Annotated in this window: 24 protein-coding genes; 17 read left to right on the top strand and 7 right to left on the bottom strand. The window is 52.3% G+C overall.

Going from position 1 to position 26,235, the window contains the following annotated elements; translation table 11 throughout:
* The first annotated feature begins 5 nt into the window (after positions 1-5).
* Positions 6-689 carry a FlgO family outer membrane protein gene (locus tag OCL06_RS15235; RefSeq protein WP_262996104.1) on the top strand — a complete coding sequence of 228 codons (684 nt, stop codon included), beginning with the start codon at positions 6-8 and terminating at the stop codon, positions 687-689.
* Positions 690-773: 84 nt separating this feature from the next.
* On the opposite strand, the gene mnmC is transcribed toward OCL06_RS15235, so the two are convergent.
* Positions 774-2,777, bottom strand: coding sequence for a bifunctional tRNA (5-methylaminomethyl-2-thiouridine)(34)-methyltransferase MnmC2/FAD-dependent 5-carboxymethylaminomethyl-2-thiouridine(34) oxidoreductase MnmC1 (mnmC, locus tag OCL06_RS15230; RefSeq protein WP_262996102.1), 2,004 nt, complete (start codon positions 2,775-2,777; stop codon positions 774-776).
* Between the two features lie 299 nt (positions 2,778-3,076).
* Between mnmC and fabB the strand changes: the two genes are divergently transcribed.
* From fabB to OCL06_RS15210, 4 genes are all read left to right on the top strand, one after another.
* Complete coding sequence (fabB, locus tag OCL06_RS15225; protein ID WP_262996100.1) at positions 3,077-4,291, top strand: beta-ketoacyl-ACP synthase I; 1,215 nt, start codon at positions 3,077-3,079, stop codon at positions 4,289-4,291.
* A 205-nt stretch (positions 4,292-4,496) separates the two neighbouring features.
* The gene (locus OCL06_RS15220) at positions 4,497-5,645 is read left to right on the top strand and encodes a 4-phosphoerythronate dehydrogenase (protein WP_262996097.1); all 1,149 of its coding nucleotides are present in this window, start codon (positions 4,497-4,499) and stop codon (positions 5,643-5,645) included.
* A 46-nt stretch (positions 5,646-5,691) separates the two neighbouring features.
* Positions 5,692-6,708: an aspartate-semialdehyde dehydrogenase gene (locus tag OCL06_RS15215; protein ID WP_262996095.1), complete on the top strand. Its 1,017-nt coding sequence runs from the start codon at positions 5,692-5,694 to the stop codon at positions 6,706-6,708.
* Positions 6,709-7,131: 423 nt separating this feature from the next.
* On the top strand, positions 7,132-10,650 hold the full coding sequence (locus OCL06_RS15210; protein WP_262996093.1) for a FimV/HubP family polar landmark protein: 3,519 nt from the start codon (positions 7,132-7,134) through the stop codon (positions 10,648-10,650).
* A gap of 26 nt (positions 10,651-10,676) precedes the next feature.
* On the opposite strand, the gene OCL06_RS15205 is transcribed toward OCL06_RS15210, so the two are convergent.
* Positions 10,677-11,204 carry a hypothetical protein gene (locus OCL06_RS15205; protein ID WP_262996091.1) on the bottom strand — a complete coding sequence of 176 codons (528 nt, stop codon included), beginning with the start codon at positions 11,202-11,204 and terminating at the stop codon, positions 10,677-10,679.
* A 74-nt stretch (positions 11,205-11,278) separates the two neighbouring features.
* The gene (locus OCL06_RS15200; RefSeq protein ID WP_262996090.1) at positions 11,279-11,575 is read right to left on the bottom strand and encodes a GIY-YIG nuclease family protein; all 297 of its coding nucleotides are present in this window, start codon (positions 11,573-11,575) and stop codon (positions 11,279-11,281) included.
* A 537-nt stretch (positions 11,576-12,112) separates the two neighbouring features.
* Here OCL06_RS15200 and nhaC point away from each other — a divergent pair.
* The gene (nhaC, locus tag OCL06_RS15195) at positions 12,113-13,621 is read left to right on the top strand and encodes a Na+/H+ antiporter NhaC (protein WP_262996088.1); all 1,509 of its coding nucleotides are present in this window, start codon (positions 12,113-12,115) and stop codon (positions 13,619-13,621) included.
* Between the two features lie 35 nt (positions 13,622-13,656).
* Here the strand turns inward: nhaC and OCL06_RS15190 are convergent, their stop codons facing one another.
* A complete protein-coding gene (locus OCL06_RS15190; protein ID WP_262996086.1) occupies positions 13,657-13,842 on the bottom strand; it encodes a hypothetical protein in 186 nt (61 codons plus the stop codon).
* 336 nt (positions 13,843-14,178) lie between these two features.
* On the opposite strand from OCL06_RS15190, the gene OCL06_RS15185 reads away from it, so the two are divergent.
* Complete coding sequence (locus OCL06_RS15185; RefSeq protein WP_262996246.1) at positions 14,179-14,304, top strand: hypothetical protein; 126 nt, start codon at positions 14,179-14,181, stop codon at positions 14,302-14,304.
* Here the strand turns inward: OCL06_RS15185 and OCL06_RS15180 are convergent.
* A complete protein-coding gene (locus OCL06_RS15180) occupies positions 14,287-14,601 on the bottom strand; it encodes a GIY-YIG nuclease family protein (RefSeq protein WP_308446015.1) in 315 nt (104 codons plus the stop codon). The two genes, OCL06_RS15185 and OCL06_RS15180, sit on opposite strands and share 18 nt — an antisense overlap.
* Before the next feature lie 92 nt (positions 14,602-14,693).
* On the opposite strand from OCL06_RS15180, the gene OCL06_RS15175 reads away from it, so the two are divergent.
* From OCL06_RS15175 to purF, 7 genes are all read left to right on the top strand, one after another.
* Positions 14,694-14,924 carry a hypothetical protein gene (locus tag OCL06_RS15175; protein WP_262996082.1) on the top strand — a complete coding sequence of 77 codons (231 nt, stop codon included), beginning with the start codon at positions 14,694-14,696 and terminating at the stop codon, positions 14,922-14,924.
* Entirely contained in the window at positions 14,906-15,697 is a 792-nt protein-coding gene (gene truA, locus OCL06_RS15170) for a tRNA pseudouridine(38-40) synthase TruA (RefSeq protein ID WP_262996079.1), read from the top strand. The genes OCL06_RS15175 and truA overlap by 19 nt, the downstream gene beginning before the upstream one ends.
* Before the next feature lie 257 nt (positions 15,698-15,954).
* Entirely contained in the window at positions 15,955-16,800 is an 846-nt protein-coding gene (accD, locus tag OCL06_RS15165) for an acetyl-CoA carboxylase, carboxyltransferase subunit beta (RefSeq protein ID WP_262996076.1), read from the top strand.
* Positions 16,800-18,083 (top strand): bifunctional tetrahydrofolate synthase/dihydrofolate synthase, encoded by a 1,284-nt coding sequence (gene folC, locus OCL06_RS15160; RefSeq protein ID WP_262996074.1) that lies wholly within the window; start codon positions 16,800-16,802, stop codon positions 18,081-18,083. Before accD ends, folC begins: the two co-directional genes overlap by 1 nt.
* A 9-nt stretch (positions 18,084-18,092) precedes the next feature.
* On the top strand, positions 18,093-18,668 hold the full coding sequence (locus OCL06_RS15155; protein WP_262996072.1) for an SPOR domain-containing protein: 576 nt from the start codon (positions 18,093-18,095) through the stop codon (positions 18,666-18,668).
* A 166-nt stretch (positions 18,669-18,834) separates the two neighbouring features.
* Positions 18,835-19,323: a CvpA family protein gene (locus OCL06_RS15150; protein ID WP_262996070.1), complete on the top strand. Its 489-nt coding sequence runs from the start codon at positions 18,835-18,837 to the stop codon at positions 19,321-19,323.
* A gap of 14 nt (positions 19,324-19,337) precedes the next feature.
* Positions 19,338-20,864, top strand: coding sequence for an amidophosphoribosyltransferase (gene purF / locus OCL06_RS15145; RefSeq protein WP_262996068.1), 1,527 nt, complete (start codon positions 19,338-19,340; stop codon positions 20,862-20,864).
* 48 nt (positions 20,865-20,912) lie between these two features.
* On the opposite strand, the gene OCL06_RS15140 is transcribed toward purF, so the two are convergent.
* Positions 20,913-21,512 (bottom strand): Yip1 family protein, encoded by a 600-nt coding sequence (locus tag OCL06_RS15140; RefSeq protein WP_262996066.1) that lies wholly within the window; start codon positions 21,510-21,512, stop codon positions 20,913-20,915.
* A gap of 124 nt (positions 21,513-21,636) precedes the next feature.
* Positions 21,637-22,413: a tRNA isopentenyl-2-thiomethyl-A-37 hydroxylase MiaE gene (gene miaE, locus OCL06_RS15135; protein WP_262996064.1), complete on the bottom strand. Its 777-nt coding sequence runs from the start codon at positions 22,411-22,413 to the stop codon at positions 21,637-21,639.
* 249 nt (positions 22,414-22,662) lie between these two features.
* Here miaE and OCL06_RS15130 point away from each other — a divergent pair, with 249 nt between their 5' ends.
* Genes OCL06_RS15130 through OCL06_RS15120 form a run of 3 tightly spaced genes read left to right on the top strand, consistent with a single transcriptional unit; the run spans position 22,663 to position 26,227 of the window.
* Complete coding sequence (locus OCL06_RS15130) at positions 22,663-23,700, top strand: hypothetical protein (RefSeq protein ID WP_262996062.1); 1,038 nt, start codon at positions 22,663-22,665, stop codon at positions 23,698-23,700.
* A complete protein-coding gene (locus OCL06_RS15125; RefSeq protein WP_262996060.1) occupies positions 23,693-25,576 on the top strand; it encodes a transglutaminase family protein in 1,884 nt (627 codons plus the stop codon). Before OCL06_RS15130 ends, OCL06_RS15125 begins: the two co-directional genes overlap by 8 nt.
* A 54-nt stretch (positions 25,577-25,630) precedes the next feature.
* Positions 25,631-26,227, top strand: a complete 597-nt coding sequence (locus tag OCL06_RS15120) for an acyl carrier protein phosphodiesterase (RefSeq protein ID WP_262996058.1) — start codon at positions 25,631-25,633, stop codon at positions 26,225-26,227.
* The last annotated feature ends 8 nt before the right edge of the window (positions 26,228-26,235 follow it).

Below are 26,235 nucleotides of genomic sequence, written 5' to 3'. Positions count from 1 at the left end.
AAATTATGCGCTGCCGCCTGATACCGATTGTAAGTGTGTTGCTGATGACCAGCGGTTGTTCTTCTTCAGGCTGGCCGGGGAGCGGGTCCGGCAGTGGCGCACCTGTCACCCACGTGCCTGCCGACTCGGGTCTGGAATACCGGCCCGACTCCCGTGACCGGGAAACCCAAGAGCGCAGTCAGGCCGAAACCGGTTATCGGGATCCGTTGCAAAGCGGCTTTTCACCGTCACAAACCCATAAAAAACTCAATGACTATGCCGGCCAACTGGCTATGTTATTGATGGACAGCGCCACCAGACTGACTCAACAGGACCTGGTTGGCGTAGCCAGTTTTGTGCGCCTCAACCGCAGCTTGCAGGAAACTACGGTACTGGGCAATCAACTATCTGAATATCTGATTGCAGAACTGCAGACCTTCGGATTATCCGTGGTGGATTTTAAGCTGGCCAATGGCGTGTCAGTAACCCCTTATGGTGATCTGGCACTAAGCCGGGATGGCGCAGAGCTGGCCTCCAAAGTAGCGATGGATCATATTGTTACTGGCACTATTATTGAAGATCCGCGAGGTGTGCGGGTGAATGCCAGAATTATTGCCGTGGATAACCGTCAGGTAGTGGCCAGTGCGAATATCTATATTCCTGCCTTTATCGTCAGCAGCCTGAACCATGCCGGGGCCGTCGCACGATAAGCCGGCCTGCTACAAACATAACCAAAAACGCCCGGCTATATGCCGGGCGTTTGCTATGTTCTGCCAATTAGCGCAATGACGTGCTCAGCACTTACCCCGAATACAGTCCCTGACAATAAACCGGTTAGGGTTAAGCGCCTGCAGCAAGGGCTCAGGCAGTGGCAGGGGGTCGTGACATAGCTGGCTGGCCAATAGTTCTGCCAGTAACGGGGCAGTAGTTAAGCCGCGGGAGCCAAGGGCGGTAAGCGCGCTGACTCTGGAGGCAGGCGGCAGCGGCGCCGTTTCAACTCGCTTACCAGACGCCAGTGACGCATAGTGTTCCCGGTGTGTGTCCAGCTCGCCCAGCGCGCCTACCAGCGGCTGGTGGTCGGCCACGCCAAGACGAACGGCGGCGCGGGCTGTGCCGTCGTGCTGCAAATGCTCCATCCAGTCACAATTCGCCATCGCCTGCTGATGGGTGGCCAGATTTTGTGTCGATTCTTCAGCGCGCGGCCTGGTATCAGTATCGTTCTTAATATAGGTGGAGCCCAGTGCATGGCGGCCGTCACAGGCAGGCGTAAGGTAGCCTTTGTGGCACAGCACAGTTTGCAGCTGGTCAAGAGGCGACTGAGTCGGCACCGCTTCTACCTGACCCCGCACCGGCCGCAGCGCCAAAGGCTCAAACAGCGCCGAGGTAATGCTTTCTGCCCCGGTCGCCATGATTACGTGGTCAGCAGTCACGGTTTCACCATTAACGCAGTGAACCTGTACATGACGCTCGTCAGACACCACACCGCTGACCTTATGCCCCGTGAGAATCACCGTGGGTGCCAGGTGTGCAGCCTGTTCAAACAGGCCCGCCACTACGTCCGGCGGACTTAGCCAGCCCCCCAGGGGCACAAACAGTGCATCGCTGTTTACGGTTACTCCGGCCCGGGTATCAGCCTCTGTCGCATCCAGCCCGTGTATAAGAGCTTCAGGCCACACTTGTTGTGTGATCAGTTTATGCTGACGCGCCTGCTGTGCGGCATTGAAGCCAAGTAACATTACGCCGCAAAATTCGTGTCGAAGTGATGATTGTTCCGCCAGGCCGCGATACAACCGGTTTGCATACAAAAACGTGTGCGCCTGAATTTGACTGGCGTGGCTGGCTTCGCTGTGTAATTGCGGATAGAAACCACCCTGGGGATTGCCGGATGCACCTTGGGCAACCTGTTCATCGGCAACTAACACGGTGGTGCGAATACCCCGTGAGGCCAGTGCGTGGGTCACTGCTGCACCCGCCAGTCCGCCACCCACTACCACCACATGAGATTCGCTGTTCACAGCGTCTGCGGCAAAGCGGTAATACGGCGGGGAGGACGGGGCAGAGGGGGCATCACGGTGATACTGACCGGTCAGCATGTCACGTTTGCGTCCGAACCCGGGGCGTTTCTGAATGGCAAAGCCCGCCTCTTTGAGACCTCGTTTAACTACCCCTGCGGCGGTGAAAGTACCAAAGGTACAGCCCTCCACAGACAAGCGCGCCATTTCACTAAACAGCTGGGCTGTCCACATATCCGGATTTTTACTGGGAGCAAAACCATCAAGGAACCACGCATCAACAAGGCCCCGGCGCGGCGCATGCCACTGCGGCAGCAGCGCGTGAACATCGCCCATCCACAAATCCAGTGTCACGCCATAGTTGGCAAAGTTCATGCGATGGCAGCCTTCCATCGCAATGGGGTACTGCGTGGCCAGTGCAGTCGCTTCATGCTCTAGCGCGGTGAAACGCAGCAGGGCGTGTTGCATGTCCTTTTGCGCCAGTGGAAACTTCTCGGTACTTAAAAAATACAGGCGTTTAAGAACATGTTGCGGGTTTGCTTGTCTGAACTCATGGAAAGCCTGCATGGCCACCAGAAAATTCAGGCCGGTTCCAAAACCTGTTTCAGCAATGACAAAGCTCTCACCGGTGTGGGTGTGCCAACGCTCAGGCAAGTCATTACCGGACATAAAGACGTGGCGGGTTTCATCAATGCCGCTGTCGTTGGAGAAGTACACATCATCGAAATGGTCGGCCACTGGGGTACCGCTGTCATTAAAGTGTACCTGGGCAGTCGTAGTTTTCACGCGGTAAGACCTTCGTTCAAATCTTTAGAGTGGAGACAAACATTAATACTGGTGCTATCACTGTGATAGCGTGATCGCTGTAAATTTAATCTGTGTCATGCTTAAGCGCAGGAATAATACCTGTGATAATGTCAGGTGACCAGCCTTGCCAGGTAGCGATAATGACACGCGGTTCTGAGGATTCGAGACGGGTTTTGACGCCGGACAGTTTTCGGTAAGCAGACAACCCGTAGAAAAGAGCAGACCACTTGAGCGAATAAAATCGTTACCATAGGCCGCAACAACGCAAAGGGTAAATTATGAGAAGAGCAGTAATCACAGGTCTGGGCATTGTGTCCAGCATCGGTGCGAACAAAGAGGACGTTACGGCGTCGCTTAAAGCCGGAAAATCAGGGATCACATTCTCTGAGCAGTTTGCCGAAATGGGCTTGCGTAGCCAGGTATGGGGCAATATTGATATTGACCTGAAAGAGCACATTGACCGCAAAGCGATGCGCTTCATGGGCGATGCCGCAGGGTATGCTTATGTTGCCATGCAACAGGCCATTGCCGACTCTGGTCTGGAAGACAGCGATATTTCTAATGAGCGCACGGGTATCATTGCCGGCTCCGGCGGTGCCTCATCGGAAAATCAGGTGCTGTCTGCCGACACCTTGCGTGCCAAGGGCGTAAAACGTGTGGGGCCGTATATGGTGCCGCGCTGCATGGCGTCTACGGTATCTGCGTGTCTGGCCACACCCTATAAAATTAAAGGCGTGAATTATTCAATAGCATCAGCCTGTGCCACCAGTGCCCATTGTATTGGCAATGCACTGGAGCTAATTCAATTGGGCAAACAAGACGTGGTCTTTGCCGGCGGTGGCGAAGAGCTGCACTGGTCACTGTCCAGTCAGTTTGACGCAATGGGCGCCTTGTCATCTAAGTATAATGACAACCCGGCCGTAGCATCGCGGACTTATGACGCAGATCGTGACGGTTTTGTCAGCTCCGGCGGTGGCGGTATGGTTGTCGTTGAAGAACTGGAACATGCGCTGGCCCGTGGCGCCAAAATATATGGTGAAGTAGTAGGTTATGGCGCCACCTCTGATGGATTCGACATGGTAGCCCCTTCCGGTGAAGGTGCCATCCGCTGTATGAAAATGGCCATGCAAAACCTCGACGGCCCCATTGATTATCTGAACACCCACGGCACATCTACGCCGGTAGGGGATGTCAAAGAGCTGGGGGCGATTCGCGATGTATTTGGTGACAGCGGTGTGCCCATCAGCGCCACGAAGTCGCTCACCGGCCATGCGCTGGGCGCAGCGGGGGTTAACGAGGCTATTTACAGTCTGCTGATGATGGAGCATGGCTTTATTGCGCCCTCTATCAACATCGACAACCTCGATGAGCAGGCAAAAGGGCTGGATATTGTGACTGAAGCCCGCCAAGCCACGCTGAATACAGTGATGTCGAATAGCTTCGGCTTCGGTGGCACCAATGCCACGCTGGTGATGCAACGCTATCAGAAATAAGTCTGGCGCCAGCCGAGGATGGCAATAGCATTGAAAAAAACGTAAAAAGAGCTGCGCATGTCGCAGCTTTTTTTGTGTGTGCATTATCACCCAAACCGGGCAGGCTGCCGGTGCATTGTCGCTCATCGTCGCGGGCAATTCGGGTAGAGCAGGGCGGCATAACTCGGTATAGTGCCAAACTTGGCAGTGAACCGGGGCAAACAGCTTGAATATACTCGTTGAAGACACCATCCCGTACGGGGCAGAATACTTTGAAGGGCTGGGGAAGATCACCCGCTATAGCTGGCAATCGTTGCAGCCTGCCGACCTGGCTCACACCGATTATCTGGTCGTACGCTCTACCACCCGGGTTGATGCCACGCTGCTGAGCCAGGCTCGCAACCTTAAATTGGTGACCACAGCGACCGCCGGCACAAACCATTTGGATAAAGCAGCACTGGATGCAGCCGGGGTGCCGTGGCGCTCGGCGGGAGGCTGTAACGCCAGGGCGGTGGCCGAGTACGTGCTGAGTGCGTTGTTACAGGCGGACGATAACGGGCATCTGTCGTTACCTGCGGCAACGGTAGGTATTGTCGGAGCCGGGCATGTGGGGTCGGCGCTGGCTGCTTTGCTGAACTGCCTCGGCATTACCTGCAAACTCTGCGATCCCCCGCTTGCAGAACAGGGAGACCACCGGGCCCTGGTCAGTCTGCAAGAGGTATTAGCGTGTGATGTTATTTCCCTGCACGTGCCTTATACCACCACCGGGTCTCACCCCACCTATCATCTGCTTGATGCCACTGCGCTGGCAGGGCTATCGGCACACCAGTGTGTGATTAATGCCTGCCGCGGTGAGGTGATTGATGAGAAGGCGCTGCTAACACGATTAAATGAACGTGACGCCCCGTTGTTTATAACGGATGTTTTCTGGAATGAGCCTGATATTGATATGGCGGTTACCGAGGCAGCCTGGCTGGCTACCCCGCACATTGCGGGTCACTCACTGGAAGGCAAGACCCGTGGCACCCAAATGGTTTACGAGCATGTATGCGAAGGCCTGAAGGTTACACCCACCCGGACTCTGGGAGACTTTCTGACGCCGCCAGCGCCGCTGCATTTGAGATTGTCAGACAGCCAGGCAGAACGGCTGACTCTGAGCGATTTAAAAGCGCTGTTTTTTTCGGTATATGATATTTGTGAAGATGATAGGCATTTTCGGCAAGCCATGGCAGAATCGAACCAGTTTGCGGCACTGAGGAAAGCCTACCGGGTTCGCCGCGAATGTGACGCGTACACAGTAATTGCGCCAACATCCCTCTCTTCAGGTATCAGAAATCAACTAGCATGCCTGGGATTTGAGGTGCAGTTCACTTAACATTCAGCGAACAGTGGTTCGCATCAATCGAGGAGTTTCACTCACTATGTCTCAAGCCTTTGACGTTGCCATTCTCGGCGCCACAGGTCTGGTTGGTCAGACCATGATCGAAATACTGGAAAATCGCGGTTTCCCCATTAATACCCTTTACCCGCTTGCCAGTAAACGTTCGGCAGGCGGTACCGTGACATTCAAAGGTGAAGACGTAACGGTACTGGACGCAGATGAGTTTGACTGGAGTCAGGTGCAGTTTGGGTTTTTCTCGGCAGGCGGTAGTGTATCAGCCGAATTCGCCCCGCGTGCAGCGGAAGCCGGGTGTATCGTTATCGATAACACCTCGCATTATCGCTATGAACCAGACATCCCCCTGGTCGTGCCGGAGGTGAACGCCCATGCACTGGCCGACTTCCGTAACCGCAACATCATCGCGAACCCCAACTGCTCAACTATCCAGATGCTGGTGGCGCTAAAGCCTATTCATGATGCGGTGGGTATTGAGCGCATTAACGTCAGCACTTACCAGTCGGTATCGGGTGCAGGCAAAACGGCTATGGAAGAGCTGGCCCGGCAAACCGCCGATCTGTTGAACTCACGCGAGGTGACAACAGAAGCTTTCAGCCGTCAAATCGCCTTTAACGCGATCCCGCAAATTGATGTCTTTATGGACAACGATTACACCAAAGAAGAAATGAAAATGGCGTGGGAAACCCAAAAAATTATGGGCGATAACAGCATTTTGGTGAATGCCACGGCAGTACGGGTGCCGGTTTTCTATGGTCATGGCGAGGCGGTTCACCTGGAAACCACGCAACCTATTGACGCAGAAGCGGTTAAACAACTGTTGGCTGATGCGCCAGGCGTAACGGTTTACGACCAGCGAGAGCAGTTCCCTACCCAGGTAGGTAATGCCAGCGGTAATGATTTAGTGCATGTGGGACGCATTCGGAATGATATTACCCACCCCAATGGCCTTAACCTGTGGGTTGTCTCTGACAACATCCGGAAGGGCGCTGCAACTAACAGTGTGCAAATTGCAGAAACCCTTATCCGCGACTACCTCTAAATAACCTGCCGGCAGCGGCGTTAATATTTTGACGCGGCTGCCGATAACCTTCTCATACTGGTTCGTTTGACTGTTCTGACAGTTATCCTCAGTCTGACGAACGCTTTTTTCCGTGCCATGCTAGATTGACTCCCGTAACTGGTTTATAGTTTCGGAACAATCTGCGGGCTGCAAAGTGCTTTTCTGGATTAATCTTTGCATATCATTAAGATGGTGGAAAATTGACGCTAGTTTCAGCGTCGTATTCGCAATCACTATATATGGCGCGAACGCAGCATGCTAATTGCAGCGTGTGGTAATCGTAGCGTCACTCGCATATAAGAATAAGCGGTTACCCCGGCCACAGCGAGCAGGGGGGAAACCGGCGACAAACCACTGAAAAATGCGTGGTGGTAATGACGCTTAAGGGCATATAGGAACGCTATGAAATTGCATTTGACGGGCATACTGGTACTGACATTGTGGTTGTCTGCCTTCCCAAATACTGTGCACGCGCAAGACCGTGCAACACAGCTGAAAGGCCCTAAAGATGCGACCAGCCAGTTCTCCGGCAATACGTATGGCCCCATAGACGCCAAAGATACCTTGTGGCGCATTGCCGAACGCTATCGGCAGAATAAAGATCTCACCGTTTATCAGGTGATGATGGCCATTTATGAGCTCAATCCTGACGCATTCGAAGACAACAATCTCAACCTGCTGGTTGACGGCACTATGCTGCAGTTGCCTTCGGAACGTTATGCCTCACGCATTGACCCCGATAACGCCCGTCAACGGGCCGAGCAGGATGAGCAGCGCTTTGCTGAAGCCTTGCAAAACCCTGACCCCTCAAAAAATATTAAGCCTCCGGTGGAGTTGGCCAGTCAACAGGATTTGTCACAAACCAAAACGGCCATCGAACAACAAATCAGCCAGCTGGACGAACAGCAGGCCGTCCAGTTCGACGAACTGAGGCAACAATTTGCCGAGTCTATCAACTCTGTGCAGGCCATCCTCGACAATAATAACCAGTTGTATACCCGCATTGAGCAGGTTAATGAGGATCTACAGAACCTGCGTGCGCAGCTTGAGGGTGATGTTAAAACCCAGATTGATACGCAGGTAGAGTTGCAACAGCAACTGTTAGCCATGATGGAAGAAGAGCGGCGGGCGCGAGAGGCGCAGGAAAGCCAGTCCATCATGAATATGCTGTCACAACCGATGGCGTTAATTCTGGGCACAGGTATTGTGTCATTGCTGCTGGTCGGCGGGCTGATTACCTGGTTATTGCGGCGAAACACATCAGCTCCTCAACCCACTCAGGCTGAGCCGGCACCGGTAACAGCCCCGCCACCGGCCAGTGAAATGGACGATCTGTCCACGTCAATTTCTGACGATTTAGACGATACCGCAGAACTCACCGACGATGAGTTGTTCAATGACGACGACCTGTTGGATGACGTACTTTCCAGTGAGCTGGAAGATGCACTGGACGATGAGCTGGAAAACTTTGCCGAGCTCGACGATGACATGCTCGTGCCCGAGAACGAAGACAATGATGAATTTGAAGCTGGTGGCGAAGAACTGGATCAGGATGATCTGGACAATCTGTTTGATGAAGATGATTTGTCGGAGTCGGTGCTGGAGGCTGATGACGTGGGCGATGACTTCGGGGACGACCTCGACGGCATTGACTTAGCCTCAGATGAGGACGACGAGCTGGCCAGTGAGCTTGCTCAGGAGGCCGATAACGAACTAGATCAAGACACCCTTGATGACGATGAAATTGACGATATCGTCGAAACCGCCACCGACAGTAATGAAGAAGATCAGTTTGAGGTTAGCGTTACGGATGATTCGCAGCCCGTGGAACCCACGGACAGTGAAGGTGAAAGTGAATCTGCGGCTCCTGTTGCCACAGAGGAAGCTGCGCCAGTACCGGTGGCACCGGTGGCCGACGCCGACGATAAGCCTGAAATCAGTATCGATGAACTGTTAGATGATACCGGTGGTGATGACAGCCTCGCCGACACCTTGGGCATGGAAAGCGATACCGTAAATGAAGAAATGCTGGAGAAGCTGGAAAAAGAAATTAATGACCAGAGCCAGCAGCTAGACAGACTTACCGACAACATCATTGGCGAAATTGAACAGCTGGAAATGATGGGTGATATGCTCGGTGACGTCACCGATGACGAAGACGATGAAAGTGACGAAATAGACACCACGGCGCAAAACACACCCTCGCCGCAAGCCATTCAGGATCTCGATACCATCACCGACGACCTGGATGAAATAGACATAGCGGACATGGAGAATGCGGAAGACTTTAATGATCCGCTGTCTGACGACCTCATTTCTGAACTGCAGGCAGAAGAAGAGAACGAGCCCGTGGCACTGGACGTGGTGGACGAGGTAATGCCCACAGAGGGCGAGCCGGAGCCAGCCGCCGAGGCTGACAATGACGACCTTTCTGATACCTTAAGTGACGAACTTCTTGCCGAACTGGAAGCGGATGACCAGGCCGGTGACGCGGAAATAGACGCGTTATCGGATGAATTGTTGTCTGAGCTGGAGGCCGAATCAGAGACACAGCCCGCCGCTGTCGATGATGCTGAGATTGCAGACAGTGACGTCGATTCTGAAAGTGCTGCCAGTGAGGTCGACGATCCACTGACCGACGAATTACTGGCAGAGCTGGAAGCAGAACAGTCAGATGAAGACGGTACATCAGAAGACGACGATGACCAATCACCCGTCAATAGTGGTGAGGCTGAGACGGAAACTGCTGAGACTATTGAAGAACCGGCAGACGTTGAGCAAGCGGGTGACTCTGCTCCTCTGACTGATGATGTGGAAGATGAAACGCTGACGTCTGAAGATGATGCCAGTGACCTTGCTGAGACCGCTGATGACGCCGAATCGCCTGAACAGCAACATGCTAGTGAAACACCCACGGGTACGGACGACCTCACCGATGAGCTGGTACCTGACGAGAGTGATGTTGCTACTGAAGAGTCAGTATCAGCCACAGATACTGCCCCGGATGACTCTGAAGCCACTCTACCAGAAGATGAAGACCCCGCAGCCGCTGATGAAATTGATGCGGAAGTGGACAACGCTGAAGAGGGCGGGGTAACCAGCCAGTCAGACGTTCCGGACATGCCAGACCACTCCGACGAGGTGGCGTCAGCAGACCCGTTAGACCAGGCGCTGGAAGAGTTCGACAAGCAGTTGATGGACGACATTCCATCGTTTTCAGAAGCAGGAACGGAAGAGGGTGAGGATCGCCCGGATACCGATACCAATGACTTTGATGACAGCCTGTTAGATGAAGCATTCGACGGCGTAGACGAGTTTGAGCTGGAACAGGAAGTGGATGGCATTGAGAAACCCGCGCCGGTGCCTGAACCAGAAATCAATGAATTGGAAGATGTTCCCGGACTGGATGACTGGCTGAGTGGGAGCAAAGACAGCGAAGACGGTGAAATTTTCGATGAGCTGGAAAACACTGAATTCGATGAGCTGCTTGACGCCATTGAAGAAGAGAAAGCGGAAAAAGCCCAAAAAGCGTTTGAGCTGGAGAACCCGGACCTCGATCTGAACGCCCTCTTGCAGGATGACGAGGAAGACAGCGCAGATACAGCTACCCAGCCAAAAGACGAGCAATACCTGGACATTGAGTCGTTAATGGACGACTCCGATGAAGAGAACAGTACCGCCCTCGATGACATGCCACTGGATCTCGACGTGAGCTTGTCAGATTTTACGGGAGTAGGGGATGCCGACGCAGCCATAGATATCGATAAAGATGCAGGTCAAAGTGCAAATTTAGATTTAGCGCGAGCCTACATGGAAATGGATGATATGGAATCAGCGCGGGAGCTGCTCCAGGAAGTTGCAGATAAAGGCAGTGATGACCAGCAGGAAGAAGCCAAAGAGCTATTAAAGACGCTTGCCTGATAGATGCTACCGTCATCCCGGCGTCACTAATAGCTATCGTCATCCCGGCGCAGGCCGGGACCTCCCAAACAGCATGACTGAGAGATGCTATCGTCATCCCGGCGCAGGCCGGGACCTCCCAAACAGGCCGACTGATAGATGCTATTGTCATCCCGGCGAAGGCCGGGACCTCCCAAACAGTCTGACTGAGAGATGCTACCATCATCCCGGCGAAGGCCGGGACCTTCCTGACAGTCTGACTGAGAGATGCTGCCGTCATCCCGGCGAAGGCCGGGACCTCCCAAACAGGCCGACTGATAGATGCTATTGTCATCCCGGCGAAGGCCGGGACCTCCCAAACAGCATGACTGATAGATGCTATTGTCATCCCGGCGAAGGCCGGGACCTCCCAAACAGGCCGACTGAGAGATGCTACCGTCATCCCGGCGAAGGCCGGGACCTTCCAAACAGTCTGACTGAGAGATGCTACCGTCATCCCGGCGAAGGCCGGGACCTCCCAAACCGACTGACTGATAGATGTGACCGTCATCTCGGCGCAGGCCGGGACCTTCCAAACAGTCTGACTGAGAGATGCTACCGTCATCCCGGCGAAGGCCGGGACCTCCATCAGGTAAGCGTGACGTATCTATTACTTACAAGCCAGAAGTTCAGGATATAAATCGCGCCAACCAGGATTAATCTCTGCTATTAACCGATTCTTCCACTGTCGATGCCACTTCTTCAGCCTTTTTTCTCTTAGGATAGCGTTTTCCATATCTTCAAATTGCTCGAAATATACGAGTTTAGTAAGGTTGTATTTAGCACTAAACCCTTTTACAAGCTTATTTTTGTGTTGATAAATTCGCTGGATAAGATCACTTGTGACGCCAATATACAACGTCGTATTGTGATGATTGGTAAGAATATAAATACTCGGTGTTTTCACGCATAAAGTCCTTTTCATGTGGCCAGCAACAATTTAGTTTCTTGCGCAGGGTAAGAAAAGTAGGGTTTTAGATCAGTCTGCTTGTTTGGGAGGTCCCGGCCTTCGCCGGGATGACGATAGTTATTAGCAGCGCCGGGGTGACGGTGGGTATTGCTGACGCCGGTAGGACGGGCTGTTTTTAGCTCGAAGAACGCGTCATTGCGGCGAAGGCCGCAACCTCCATCGTTTAAGCGCAATATCGAAAATCACTCTTCACGCGTGACCAGTGACAGTTGATGAGGTCCCGGCCTACGCCGGGATGACGATAGCATCTCAGTCAAGCTGTTTAGGAGGTCCCGGCCTACGTCGGGATGGCGGTAGCGTTTATTAAACGGCACAACGAGTAGTTTGTCCTGTTCTTTCCAGAACTATTTTCCCCCTTGCCCCGTAGGTATCGACTGGTATCAAACAATCACTGATTTGATGGCAATTACTCAAAGTACGCTTTTTAAACCAGAAGATGACTTACGTCACCCGTGTCAAATATAAGGAAGAAGTATGACAGATGAACAGCACGTTACCCCACGCCTCTCACTTGCATTAACGCCTGTTATTCTGACACTGATAATACTTGGCACACAGATATTCTATTTTGGCGTATTTGAGCCCCATATCCCTCTTGCGATTGGGGTGGCGCTGGCTAGCCTTGTCGGTATTTACCTTGGGCTTACGTGGGAAGACATTCGTGCAGGAATTTTCAAAGTCATACATGTAGCGTTACCGGCAGTAAGCGTACTGATTGTGGTAGGGATGATTATCGGTACGTGGATTGCGAGCGGGACCGTGCCGACCATCATTTACTATGGGCTGAAAACATTATCTCCCGAGATTTTCCTGCCAGCTGCCATGGTGATATGTGCAGTGGTGGCAGTATCTCTCGGGACAAGCTGGGGCAGTGTCGGTACGGTCGGTTTGGCACTCATGGGCATCGGTGGAGGGTTTGAAATACCCATGTACTGGACAGCCGGCGCGGTGGTGTCGGGCGCATTTTTCGGGGATAAGGTATCGCCACTTTCTGATACGACTAATCTTGCTCCCGCTGTGACCGGAACAGACGTGTTTTCCCACATTAAAAATATGATGGCCACTACTATTCCGGCTATGGTAATTGCGTTTCTAATTTATCTTGGGGTCGGCTTTTTTGTTATTGATACTCAGAGCGTGTCGTTTGAAAAAATAGAAGGGATCACAACCACATTAGAAAACAATTTTGATATCTCTCTATGGGCGTTGCTACCGGCTCTGGTGGTCATGGGACTGGCGCTTAGGAAATTACCGCCATTGCCTTCGCTATTCGTGGGTGTTGTGGTCGGCGGTGCATTCGCTATGATCGCGCAAGGCCAGAGCCTGCAGGCTGTTTTTGATTATGCCAACAACGGCTACTCCATCGAAACGAACATAACTGAGATAGATAGCTTGCTTAATCGTGGTGGAATTCAATCCATGATGTGGACCATTTCGTTGGTGTTTATCGCCCTTGCATTTGGTGGTGCGTTAGAAACCACGGGCTGTCTGAAAAGTATAATTAATTCGATAAAAAGCAAAGCGAAATCGTTTGCTGGTACGCAGGCTGCCGCGGTAGGAACTGCGTTTTCAACCAATCTGGTGGCAGGCGACCCGTATTTGTCAGTTGCACTACCAGGGCGCATGTATTCCCCCGTTTATCGAGGCATGGGTTATTCTACGCTGAATCTGTCACGGGCAGTGGAGGAAGGCGGAACCTTAATGTCTCCCCTTATTCCCTGGAATGCCGGTGGGGCGTTTGTTATATCCGCTCTGGGACTGGGTATTTCTGGTGATAATTTAGAAAACTTGCTGTATATCCCCCTGGCATTTGCTTGTTGGACGGCGCCCTTGATAGGAATATTTTATGCCTACGTTGGTTGGTTCTCACCTAAAGCAACAGACGAAGAGCGCAAGGAATGGGAATCATCAAACGCTGATATTGCGAAGTTTAATGAGCACGGAAAGCCGGTCGAAGAACAGGTTGAAAAAATGAATACCTGAGAATATATAGTCGCAGTTACTAGACGGTAGGAGATTTAAAAAGCTACCGTCATTGCGGCGTCAGCAATACCTACCGTCATCCCGGCGAAGGCCGGGATCTTCCAAACAGTCTGACTGATAGAATCTACCGTCATCCCGGCGCAGGCCGGGACCTCCCAAACAGGCTGACTTATAAATACTATCGTCATCCCGGCGAAGGCCGGGACCTCATCAACTGTCATTGTGCTCGCAAGAAGAGTGATTTTTGATATTGCGCTTAGACGATGGAGGTTGCGGCCTCCGCCGCAATGACGCGTTTCTTCGAGTTAAAAATAGCCCGTCATCCCGGCGAAGGCTGGGATCTCATCAACTGTCATTGTGCACGCGAGAAGAGTGATTTTCGAAATCGCGGTTAGACGATGAAGATTGCGGCCTCCGCCGCAATGACGCGTTTCTTCGAGTTAAAAATAGCCCGTCATCCCGGCGTAGGCCGGGACCTCATCAACTGTCATTGGACACGCGAGAAGAGTAATTTTTGATATTGCGCTTAGACGATGGAGGTTGCGGCCTCCGCCGCAATGACGCGTTTCTTCGAGTTAAAAATAGCCCGTCATCCCGACGTCAGCAATACCTACCGTCATCCCGGCGAAGGCCGGGATCTCCATCAGGTAATCGTGAAGTATCAATTATCTACAACCCAGTAGCTCAGGGTATAGGTCGCGCCAATCAGGATTAATCTCTGCTATTAACCGATTCTTCCACTGTCGATGCCACCTCTTCAGCCTTTTTTCTCTTAGGATAGCGTTTTCCATATCTTCAAATTGCTCGAAATATACGAGTTTAGTAAGGTTGTATTTAGCACTAAACCCTTTTACAAGCTTATTTTTGTGTTGATAAATTCGCTGGGTAAGGTTACTGGTGACGCCAATATACAACGTCGTATTGTGATGATTGGTAAGAATATAAATGCTCGGTGTTTTCACGCATAAAGTCCTTTTCATGTGTTCAGCAACAATTTAGTTTCTTGCACTGGGTTAGAAAAGTAGAGTTTTAGATCAGTCTGCTTGTTTGTGTGGTCCCGGCCTTCGCCGGGATGACGGTAATTGATACTGACGCCGGGATGACGGTAATTGATACTGACGCCGGGATGACGGTAATTGATACTGACGCCGGGATGACGGTAGTTAATTCTGACGCCGGGATGACGATAGGTACGCACGGACGCCTGTTTTTATACCTACAGGCCTTGTCACGCGCCTGCTGCATGACTACACTTAGCCGATTTTTGCAGACAGGGGCGGACTTATGGGGCGCATTGCCTTAGGCATTGAGTATGATGGTGCGGCACACTATGGCTGGCAGCGGCAAAAGGATGTACCCAGCGTACAGGAATACCTTGAAAATGCGCTGTCGAAGGTCGCTAATCAGCCCATTCAGGTTCAGTGCGCCGGGCGAACCGATGCCGGCGTCCATGCCACAGGTCAGGTGGTGCATTTCGATTGTGATGAATACCGTCCTGAACGCGCCTGGACGTTGGGCGTCAACGCCAACCTGCCGGACTCTATTGCAGTCAACTGGAGCGCGGAAGTCGATAGTGATTTTCATGCCCGTTTTTCGGCGACGCACCGGCGTTACCGCTATGTGATCTTCAACAACAAAACCCGTCCGGCAATTCTCCACGGCGGTGTAACCCACATCTATAAACCGCTGGACGCGGATCGCATGCACGAGGCCGCGCAGGCTTTGCTGGGCGAGCAGGACTTCACCTCGTTTCGGGCATCCCTGTGCCAGTCTAAAACGCCTTTTCGCAATGTCACTCACGTGTCCGTTTCCCGCCAGGGCAACTACGTGATCATCGATATTCGGGCCAACGCCTTCCTGCATCATATGGTTCGCAACATCACCGGTTCACTGGTTGAAGTGGGGGCAGGGGAGCAGCCGGTTGAATGGATAGCGGAATTGCTGGCAATGAAAGATCGGACCGCGGCGGCTGCCACGGCAAAACCCAATGGCTTGTACCTCGTCCATGTGACCTATCCGGCGCCCATCGAATTACCCCCGCGTCCGTTAGGGCCGTTGTTTTTAGCTGACAACTGATCAAATCCGGGTGTGTCATCTGAATTAGCCAGGATAATCAGGCTAATTCAGCATTAATGCTCAAAATGTCGGCGAAAAGTTGCAAAAAAGGCTGCCTACAGCTAACTTCTTAGACCAGTTTTGTTTTTCGCATTTATCGCTATTGTGGTCTAATACAGCGCAATACCATTGCGTTAATTTTTTCGCGACGCGTTCTGCACAAACACTATACGATTAAGCAGCTTACGCGGCGACACAGATAAAAGGATTCGTTTTTCATGAGCTGGATTCAAAAAATCCTTCCCCGTACACAAACCTCTACAAAAGGGAATGTACCTGAAGGCATCTGGACCAAATGCAGCAAATGCCAGGCCGTGCTTTACAAAACCGACCTGGAGAAGCAGCTGGAAGTTTGTCCGAAATGCGACAATCACATGCGTATCAGTGCCCGTCGTCGTATCGACAGCCTGTTAGATGAACAAGACCGCGAAGAAATAGGCGCCGACCTTGAGCCGCAAGATATCTTGAAGTTTAAAGATTCCAAGCGCTACAAAGACCGTATCTCGGCCGCACAAAAGAGTACTAATGAAAAAGATGCTCTGATTGTGATGAAAGGCAAAATGAAGGGCATGCCAGTCGTGGTAGCAAGCTTCGAATTTGCCTTCATGGGAGGCTCTATGGCGTCGGTAGTAGGCGCGCGTTTTGTTAAAGCCGTGGAATCCTGCATTGAACACAATACGCCATTAATTTGTTTCTCTACCAGTGGTGGGGCGCGTATGCAGGAAGCGCTGATGTCGCTGATGCAAATGGCCAAAACGTCCGCTGCACTGGCTAAATTAAGTAAAAAAGGCTTGCCGTATATTTCGGTACTGACCGACCCTACCATGGGCGGCGTCTCAGCCAGCCTGGCCATGTTGGGTGACATTAACATCGCTGAGCCTAAAGCGTTGATTGGCTTTGCCGGCCCGCGGGTTATTGAACAAACGGTACGTGAAACCTTGCCGCCAGGCTTCCAGCGTAGTGAATTTTTGGTGGAGAAGGGCGCCATCGATATGATTGTTGACCGTCGCCAGATGCGTGACAAGTTGCATAGCCTGCTGTCTAAGCTGCACCGACCCAACTAGTGGTTCACTCTGACGTTTCAGCCATTGCGCCGGCGCATCGAACGCTGACGCAGTGGTTGCAGTATCTCGAATCTATTCATCCCACAGCGATTGATCTGGGCCTGGAACGATGTCAGCAGGTTGCTGATAAGCTAGGTCTCGATTTTGCCGCCAGTACGGTGATCACCGTAGCGGGAACCAACGGCAAAGGCACAACCTGCGCGTTCCTCGAACAAACAGCAATTGAGCAGGGTAAATCCGTGGCCGTGTACAGCTCGCCACATCTGCTGAGTTATCGTGAGCGGGTACGAGTAAACGGTAAGCCCGCTGCGGACGCCGCTTTTTGTGAGGCGTTCACTGCCGTTGATGAGGCCCGGGGCGATATCAGTCTGACCTATTTTGAGTTTGGAACCCTGGCCGCGCTGGTAATGATGTACGCGTGGCAACCAGATGTGGTGATCCTTGAAGTAGGGTTGGGCGGACGGCTCGATGCCACCAATATAATTACCCCCAATCTTGCCGTAATCACGACCATCGATCTTGATCATCAGGACTGGCTGGGTGATACCCGCGATAAAATTGCAGTCGAAAAAGCCGGTATAATGCGTCCGGGGATCAAAGCGGTTATTGGTGAGCGTGAGCCGCCGGCTAGTTTACTAGCTGAGGTGGAGCGTTTTCAGGCCGACGCGGTGTGGGCCGGACAGGATTTCAACATATCTGAGCACAGCGAAGGTTGGCAGTGGCAGCTTAAGGAGCACAAGCTGACGCAGCTGCCGTACCCTGGTATTCCGCTACAGAATGCAGCAACTGCAATTGCGGCACTGTACCAGCTGGGCTGGCTGCAGGACAGAGAAGCGCTGACTCGAATTATCTCCCGCACGTCCTTACCCGGACGGCGTCAGCAGTTACAGGAAGCGCCCCGGGTGGTTGTAGATGTGGGGCATAACCCCCAGGCCACCGCCAATATCCGGCGTTGGCTGAAGGACTATCAGTACGACAATTTGTACATCGTGGCGGGGATGCTTAAAGATAAATCGGTCGCTGCGACGCTGGCGCCTTTCGAGGGGCTTCATGCACAGTGGTTGTTGGCCGGTACGAGCGGGCCAAGGGGGTTGGACGGTGAATCTCTGCAAGCCGTATTACCGGAAACCGAGCGCCAAAACAGCGCAACATTTGCGCAGGTAGTGGATGCCTATCAGCATGCCCGCACTAAATGCAGCCAATCAGACATGATTTTAGTGTTTGGCTCTTTCCTTACTGTGGCAGATGTATTAGCGTTGCATACTGAGAAGTTTACAGATTAGGAGCGCGAGGTGACGTCGGCACTGCAAAACCGGCTGGTGGGAACCGTAATCATTGTGGCATTAGCGGTGATATTTCTTCCAGATTTTCTTGATGGCAAAAAAGAAAAGACCGAAGAGGCTTTTGTTAGTGTTCCTGCAGCTCCGGCTAAAAAGCCGATTGTTAACCCTGAACCTTTTCCGGCCGAGCGTGTAGCCAATGCGGCCCAACGCCCGGTGGAAGTGGTTGATGAGCCTGCGCTAGACGACACCCCCGCTCGCCGTGAACCGGTTGAAGCGCCCGCACCTGAAACGGACGAACTGGCCAGTCAGACAATCGTAGACGAACCAGCCGTTGATGCCGAAGATGCCGGATGGGTAGTGCAGCTGGGTAGTTTCCGCCATCAAAAGAATGTGCGCCAGTTGTTGAGTAAACTGGAGACCGCAGGCTACCGGGCGTTCAGTCGCCCCATTCAAACCCGCTCCGGTCCGCTCACCAAAGTGTTTGTGGGCCCTGATCTCGACCGCGCCAAGCTGCAAGCGGCGCTGCCCCACCTGAAAGAAGTGACCGGCCTGAAAGGCAAAGTGACCACCTTTAAGGTGGAGTAAGCGGCACCAGCAGAGGCTGCATCGCAAGCTGTTATCTTGTCCCGCCCCGGCACGTTTGGTTACACATTACTGATTGGTAATCATGCAGGCTTCTGATAGAATGCGCGCCATCTCGCCATGGGTCTCCTGCGCATAACGTCGGGAGCACAACGCTGATTATGAGACAATGAACTGGGTAGACTTCTCCATACTGGGTATTATCGCCGTATCTACCTTTATCAGCCTGATACGGGGCTTTGTTAAAGAGGCTATTTCTTTGGTGGTCTGGTTTGGCGCGTTATTTATAGCCAGCCAGTTTTATGCCGACCTGGCAGTTTATTTCACTCGTATCGACGACCAGCTACTCCGTAACGGTGCTGCAATAGCCGTGCTATTTGTAGCAACACTGATTATGGGAGCCATGCTCAATTTTGCCTTCGGGCAACTGGTTCAGGCAACCGGACTGTCTGGCACTGATCGCGCATTGGGCGCGGTGTTTGGTGCACTCAGAGGCGCTCTTATCGTAAGCGCACTCCTGTTCTTCATGGATACATTCACGCCCTCGGCGTCTTCACAATGGTGGCAGCACTCGGTACTCATTCCTGAGTTTGCCATCATCATTGAATGGTTTTTCACGTTTGTGAAAGACAGCTCAAGTTTTTTGCAACCCGCTTGATATAGGTAACTCAGATGTGTGGTATTGTCGGAATCGTTGGTAAAACCCCGGTCGCGCAGTCGTTATATGACGGCTTAACCGTGCTTCAGCACCGCGGCCAGGACGCTGCCGGTATTATGACCATTGACCAGAACATGTTCAATTTGCGAAAGGCCAATGGCTTGGTGCGCGACGTGTTCCATACGCGCCACATGAAACGCCTGACCGGTAACATGGGTATTGGTCACTGCCGTTATCCTACGGCTGGTTCGTCCAGCTCAGCCGAAGCACAGCCTTTCTATGTGAACTCACCATTTGGTATTGCGTTTGCCCACAACGGTAACCTGACCAATGCTCATGAGTTACAGGATGAAGTATTTCGAATTGCCCGCCGGCATATCAACACCACATCGGACTCTGAACTGCTGCTAAACATCATGGCGCACGAGCTGCAGCAATGCACCGAGCTGACCGTCAGCGCAGAGGATATCTTCAAGGTTGTTACCAAGGTACACAGCAAAATACGCGGCGCTTATGCCGTAGTTGCCGCCATCATTGGCCAGGGCGTCGTGGCTTTCCGTGACCCTAACGGTATTCGTCCGTTGGCGCTGGGTAAGCGGGTGACTGAGCTTGGTGAGGAATGGATGGTGGCATCTGAAAGTGTAGCGCTGGATGCAGTCGGTTTTACTTTCATTCGCGATGTTGCGCCCGGCGAAGCCATTTACATCACTGAGGCCGGTGAGTTGCACACCCAGCAATGTGCACCGAACCCAACCACGTCACCGTGTATATTTGAATTCGTGTATTTTGCCCGCCCGGATACGTTTATCGACGGGATCTCTGTGTACGCGTCACGGGTGAACATGGGCCGTAAACTGGGTGAGAAAATTGCCAAAGAATGGGCGGACTTAGATATTGATGTGGTCATTCCCATCCCGGAAACGTCCATGGATGTGGCACTGCAAATCGCGACCACGCTGAACCTGCCATACCGTCAGGGCTTTGTGAAGAACCGCTATATTGGTCGCACATTCATAATGCCGGGCCAGACTATGCGTAAAAAATCAGTGCGTCGCAAGCTGAACGCGATTTCTTCCGAGTTCAAAGGTAAGAATGTGCTGCTGGTAGACGACTCTATTGTCCGCGGAACCACTTCTGGCCAGATTATTGAAATGGCCAGAGAGTCAGGTGCCAAGAAAGTGTACTTTGCTTCTGCAGCACCGGAGATTCGCTTCCCTAACGTATACGGTATTGATATGCCATCGGCGAACGAACTCATTGCCTATGGCCGTGAGATCGATCAGATTTCAGACCTGATCCAGGCCGATGGTTTGATATTCCAGGACATCAGCGATTTAGTAGAAGCGGTGCGGGAAGAGAACCCCGATATTCAGCGTTTTGAAACGTCGGTGTTTGACGGGAATTACATTACCGGTGACGTCGACCAGTCTTACCTGGAAAAAGTAGATATTGCGCGGGGCGAAAAATCGCGTAAAGCACCGGTGGTCCAGGCCGAGCTTAATAACCTGGATTTGTATAACATGGACAGTAACGACGATTAATAAGAAAGCCGCGCAATTGCGCGGCTTTTTTTATGCAAGTGGTGTAAGTTACTGTACGTAAACCGGCCCCAGTCCCAGACTCCATAAAATCACCGAACCCGCCATCAGAATAACCAGCAGTACTAACCCGCAGGTCACCACCGAACTGGCATAGATAAAGCCTTTTTCTTCTGGCATGTGCATAAGGATGGGGACGCCGGAGTAGAGCAGGTAGACCGAGTAGGTCACCCCAGCCAGTATGGCGGTCATCACAAACCACAGTTCCGGGTAAAGACCCCCAAAACCAGCCATAAACAGGGGCGTCGCGGTATAAGCAGCCAGTTCGAGAGACTGAGTGTGGGTAGGCGAGGCATCGAAGGCGTTGGCCAGCTGATGGATGAGCACCGCCAGACCAATGACCCCTGCGACCAAACCCACATACATCCCAATTGCCATGCCCAGCGCACTTTCCTGAGTTAGCCGGATAAGGTCACCTGCTCCAATACTCCAGCCGAGGTGGGCTGCAGAATAGTAGGCAATTAACGCAGGGATTAACGCAATAACTGCAATATGACTTAGAGCGTAAAAGTAATTCTCATGTTGCCGGTCAATGTTCTGCCATTCTTCTTTTGGATGGGTATAAATGCCCACCAGATGATTCAGGATCATACTTGCCACCTTCACTCGCTGCCAGAAATGTTAATTTACTAAAAGTTAACACTTTATTTACATCAGTCTCTATGATGCTGATGGTTTCGTCAACAAGTATTGGTGAAATAGTGGGCAGATTCGATCAGGCAGCCAGCGGACCACTGTGGAAGCGAAATTCGCGGTCCGGAGATTCGATCAGGCTTTGCTCTACTTCGCCGAATAAGGCCACCCTGTCATCAATGGGGCCTTCGGCAATATCCGCAGCCAGCGTAAGATAGTCTTCGAAATGACGCGCTTCCGAGCGTAATAATGACAAATAGAACTTACCCAGCTCAGGGGCCACATGGGGAATAAGTGACGCAAAGCGTTCACAGGAGCGGGCCTCGATGTAGGCGCCACAAATCAGTTTATCAATAAGCTTTTGGGGCTCATACGTACGCACATGGCGCAACATGCCGTTCGCATAGCGACTGGACGTGACTGACTCATATTCCATGCCCATTGCATGCATAATTTCCAGCACCTGATAGAAATGGTGGAGCTCTTCTTTTATCAGCATCACCATCTTGTCCAGCAGGCTTTTCTGAAAGGGCGAGAGGGAGTCAGTATTGATTTGTGATTTGGACAGGTGGCGGGTGTGCAGGTCCTGCCAGTTACCGATATGGCGATACGTAAAGTCTTCGTAGGGGCGCAGCCAGCTAAGCAGCTGTTCGCTGGTCTGCTCGTCGGCAATGTAGCGCCGTAACAGGTACATGGCAGACTGTGCCGCCTTCAGCTCACAAATCAGATGGTCGGTCAGTAACACCCGTAAATTCTCTGGTTTACTGGCCTCATCAATCCAGCGCTGCGGCGTGGCGCAGTACAGAAATTCACTCACTGGCGTTAATAACGCAGGAATTTCACTGGTGGTGTCTGACATGGCTGTGTACTCCCAAAGATTTCGCATAGCGGATTCGCGGCGCAATACTACGGATATCGCCACCGCGTGCAAGTGAAAGTTATGTCAGCCGGGAAACGGGCTAGTACTGGTCAGGATCGCGCACTTTCTGGTATAACCTTATTACAGGTCATCACGTGAATGATGGGATAGGACAAGTAGTGCCTGCTAAGTTACCCGTTCAAGGGCAGCCCATTCACATATAAGAATAGCCGCAGAAGGACTTGAAGTATGGAAAAGCCAGGTGTCACGCCTGTAACGGCGCCACCCCGTCATGTATTACTGGAAGCGCTGCTGGTGTTTGCAACCGCCGGCTTGTATCTGGGGGTATGGTTCTACCTGGCGGCGCGGGACTGTAAACGTCTCAGCGAACAGCCAGCCAGCCCGCTGTGGTGGGTATTTGTGCCTTTTATTGCTATCGCACAGGTCTTTGCACTTCCGCGGTTTTTCCAGGCCGTGCGGGATGTCCAGTCACGCCTGCAAGTCAGACGCTGGCCGCAGTTGGTAGACTACCTGTGGATGGCAGGTTTCTTCGGCTTAGCCATCACATCCAACATCTCCACAGCAGTCGATCTGTCGATGATGGTGCAGTTGACCGTGTTTATCGCGACTATCGTTTGGTTTCTGCCGCTGCATATGCGTATGAACCGTATTCGCAGGCGTTGCGAAAACAAACCTGTTATGCCCCGCTCAGCCGGTTTCAACGTTATAGAGTGGCTGGCCGTTGTCTTATTCACGCCATTGCTGGCTGGCGTGTTCGCTATTCTGCTGCATGAGGAAGTGAAGCTGGCGATGACGGAGTCCTACGAGCCACACACGTCGGTGCGCGCTGAAGGGTTACCCTTCAGACTGGATTTAAGTCAGACAGGCTGGAAGCCTGCAGAAATAGGTCAGGTAACTGACGGTACGTCGAAGTATGAGTTGGTAGGCCCGCTAAGGGACATGTGGTATGCCGTATTTATTTATAGTAAGAACGATGAAACGGACAGCCTGGCTAACAACCGCTATGACAGCTTTGTCGCCGATATGGATCAACCGGAGTGTGACTACACCACCCGTTTTCTTGAAAACAGTACCCAGACAGTGACCTGGATAGAGTGTGCGGCAACTGACAGTGGTGATGATGAGCTGTATGTCGCAAAGCAAATCCAGGCTGGCGACGGGCAATTTGTAGAGCTGGTTGGTTACCTGAAAGCCAGCCCGGGCATTATGGAAAAATATCGTGAAGACTTCATAAACGACGCAAAAGGATTTGGTCTCGATGAATAGATTTACTGGCTGTGCACTGTTACTTTTTATTTTTAGCCCGGTAGCGATAGCCAATTCTCCCTTGCTTGAACAGGCCAAAACGGCGCTGGCGAAGGTCGCGCCTGAGACCGACGCGTTAACGTCGCTGGATAAACGGGTGAGCGTTGACGTGCAGGCAGATCAGGTTGTCACCACCGTTACCCAAATCTGGTTTTACCCTAACACGGCAGTGGTCCAGGACAGTGGTTTCGAGTCGGTGTATTACCGCCCGGATATTGAAACTCTTAACGTAATAACCGCTGGTGCCATAAGTCCTGATGGTGAGTTTACGGCCGCCACACCGGATAACATCAAAGAAATTGAAAGTGACACATACAATACTTTTACGGATACCCGTCAGGCAGTGGTCTCTTATCCGGGGTTGCAGGCTGGCGGAGCGACGCTGATCCAGTACACACTCACCCACCCATTTACCGAGCAGCGTGACTACTGGTCGTCAAAATACTATCCCCAGGTGCACGCCAATATTCTCAATTATCAGTTTGAGGCTACCTGGACGGAGCAGCGTCCTTTTTTCGTAGTAAATAACAGTGCCAGAGTTGACTGCGAGCTGCAGGATAACCGCATCACGTGTACCGGCAGCGATATACCACCTGCAGAAACTGATGAGGACGTGAGCTGGCCGGACGTACTCAATCATATTTCGGTGACTACGCTACGCAGCTGGGAGGAGGTGCAACAGATAGTGCTGCGCGGTTTTAACAATGCTATTAAGGACAGCAGCCAACTGGAAAGCCTGGTAACACGCCTCATCGAAGGTCAGGATACACAAGAGGCGCAAATCGCTGCTATTTTTGAGTTTGTGGCAAAAGATATCCGCTATGTGTCGATGTCGGAAAATGGCCATGCCATTGTGCCCCACGATATTGACGAAACCATCAATAACCGTTTTGGCGATTGTAAGGACAAATCGGCACTGCTGTTGGCTATGTTGCGCCATATTGGCGTGGATGCAGACCCGGTTCTGGTTGCTACGAAGAAAAGTAATATCGATAACATTACGTTACCGGCGGTGAATACGTTTGATCACGTGGTGGTGTGCTTCGATGTGGAGGACGGCGTTCGCTGTCTGGATGCCACTGATCCGTATACCGGGCCAGATGATATTGCCGACTGGATCCAAAACCGGGTGGCGCTCTCACTAAGTGGTAAGGGCGAACTGGAGCAAATTCCGGCCTCAACCTATCGCTGGGATCTGGCCACCGATACCCGCATCGACTTTGCCCCGGATGGCGGTCAAACCGAACAACAGGAGGTGAGCTACCATAACGCGTACGAGGGGCAGATTCGCGGAAAACTCGCTAAACTGAGTGCGAAAGATCGCCAGGAGTGGGCCAGCGACCTTTACCAAAGTGTGGTGGCAGACGGCGCGGCGCCGGCATTTACGTTTGAGGGGATCGACAACCTGTCTGATACGCTCAAAAGCGCCTCAGCCACTTCCTTTGAACCCTACTTTACGACTGAGGGCCGGTTCACGCTGGAGGAAGCCGACGCCTGGGTTCAGTATGAGCTATCTACCTCTGGTATTGATAACACTGTGTACGACGTGTTTTATCCCGGCTCCCGGGTTAAGTCCACTTACACGCTGACGTTTCCAAAGGGCTGGTATATCGACCGACCGCCCAAAAAGCTGGACTTACAGCACGCATTTGGTTCGTTGCAAAGGCAGGTCAAACATCAGCAGCCAAAAGACGGGCAACAGGTGTTAAAAGTCACCACGGTATTGCAGATCCCCTCCCGGACACTGACTGCCGCGGATTTCTCCCGCTTTAACCAGTTTGTAAAAGCATTGCATAAAGAAAGCATGCTGACATTTGCCGGACAGGCTGGAAACTAGCGCCTGGCGGTTGGTCCGCTTTCATTCGGGAGTCGGGTAGGGGATAATTCCTCCATGAATTACCTTGCACATCTTTATCTGGCGCAGCCTACCAGCGATTCTTATTATGGCAACCTGCTGGGCGATTTCCGGCAGGGAGGCCTGCCCGGTGCCACCACTGACGCCGTGCTTGCTGGTGTGCAAAATCACTTACTGGTAGACAAGTTTACCGACTCGCACCCGCTTGTCCGGGACGCCCGACGGCAATTTTCCCGGCGTACCCGCAAATTTTCCGGCGTCGCCCTGGATGTGATGTTCGACCATTATCTGATAACAGCCTGGTCACAGCACCACGCGATGCCCTTTGCTGAGTTTAAACGCCTTGCTTATGCCCGCTTGTCTGAAAAATTACCGGTTATGCCCCCTGTCATGCAACAGCGGGTAAGCGCGATTATTACGCAGGACTGGTTTGAGCATTATGCTTCACTGGATGGCACCCTGCAGGCAATCAGCAATATTGCGCGGCGGGTGAGATTTGCCAATGAATTCGCAACGATCACCGACGAGCTGGCAACCAATGACAGGGAATTGCGGGAGACCTTCGCAGCGTTCTTTCCAGAACTGGTGGCTGAGGTGAATCAGCAGGCTCTTGAGCATGCGCACAGAGACTGAAAGTCTGA

Origin of the sequence: Alteromonas salexigens (genome assembly GCF_025628895.1) — a bacterium.
Lineage (GTDB): Bacteria > Pseudomonadota > Gammaproteobacteria > Enterobacterales > Alteromonadaceae > Alteromonas > Alteromonas salexigens.
Note: the sequence above shows the minus strand (reverse complement) of the source record. Positions and strands in the feature narration are given on the sequence as shown.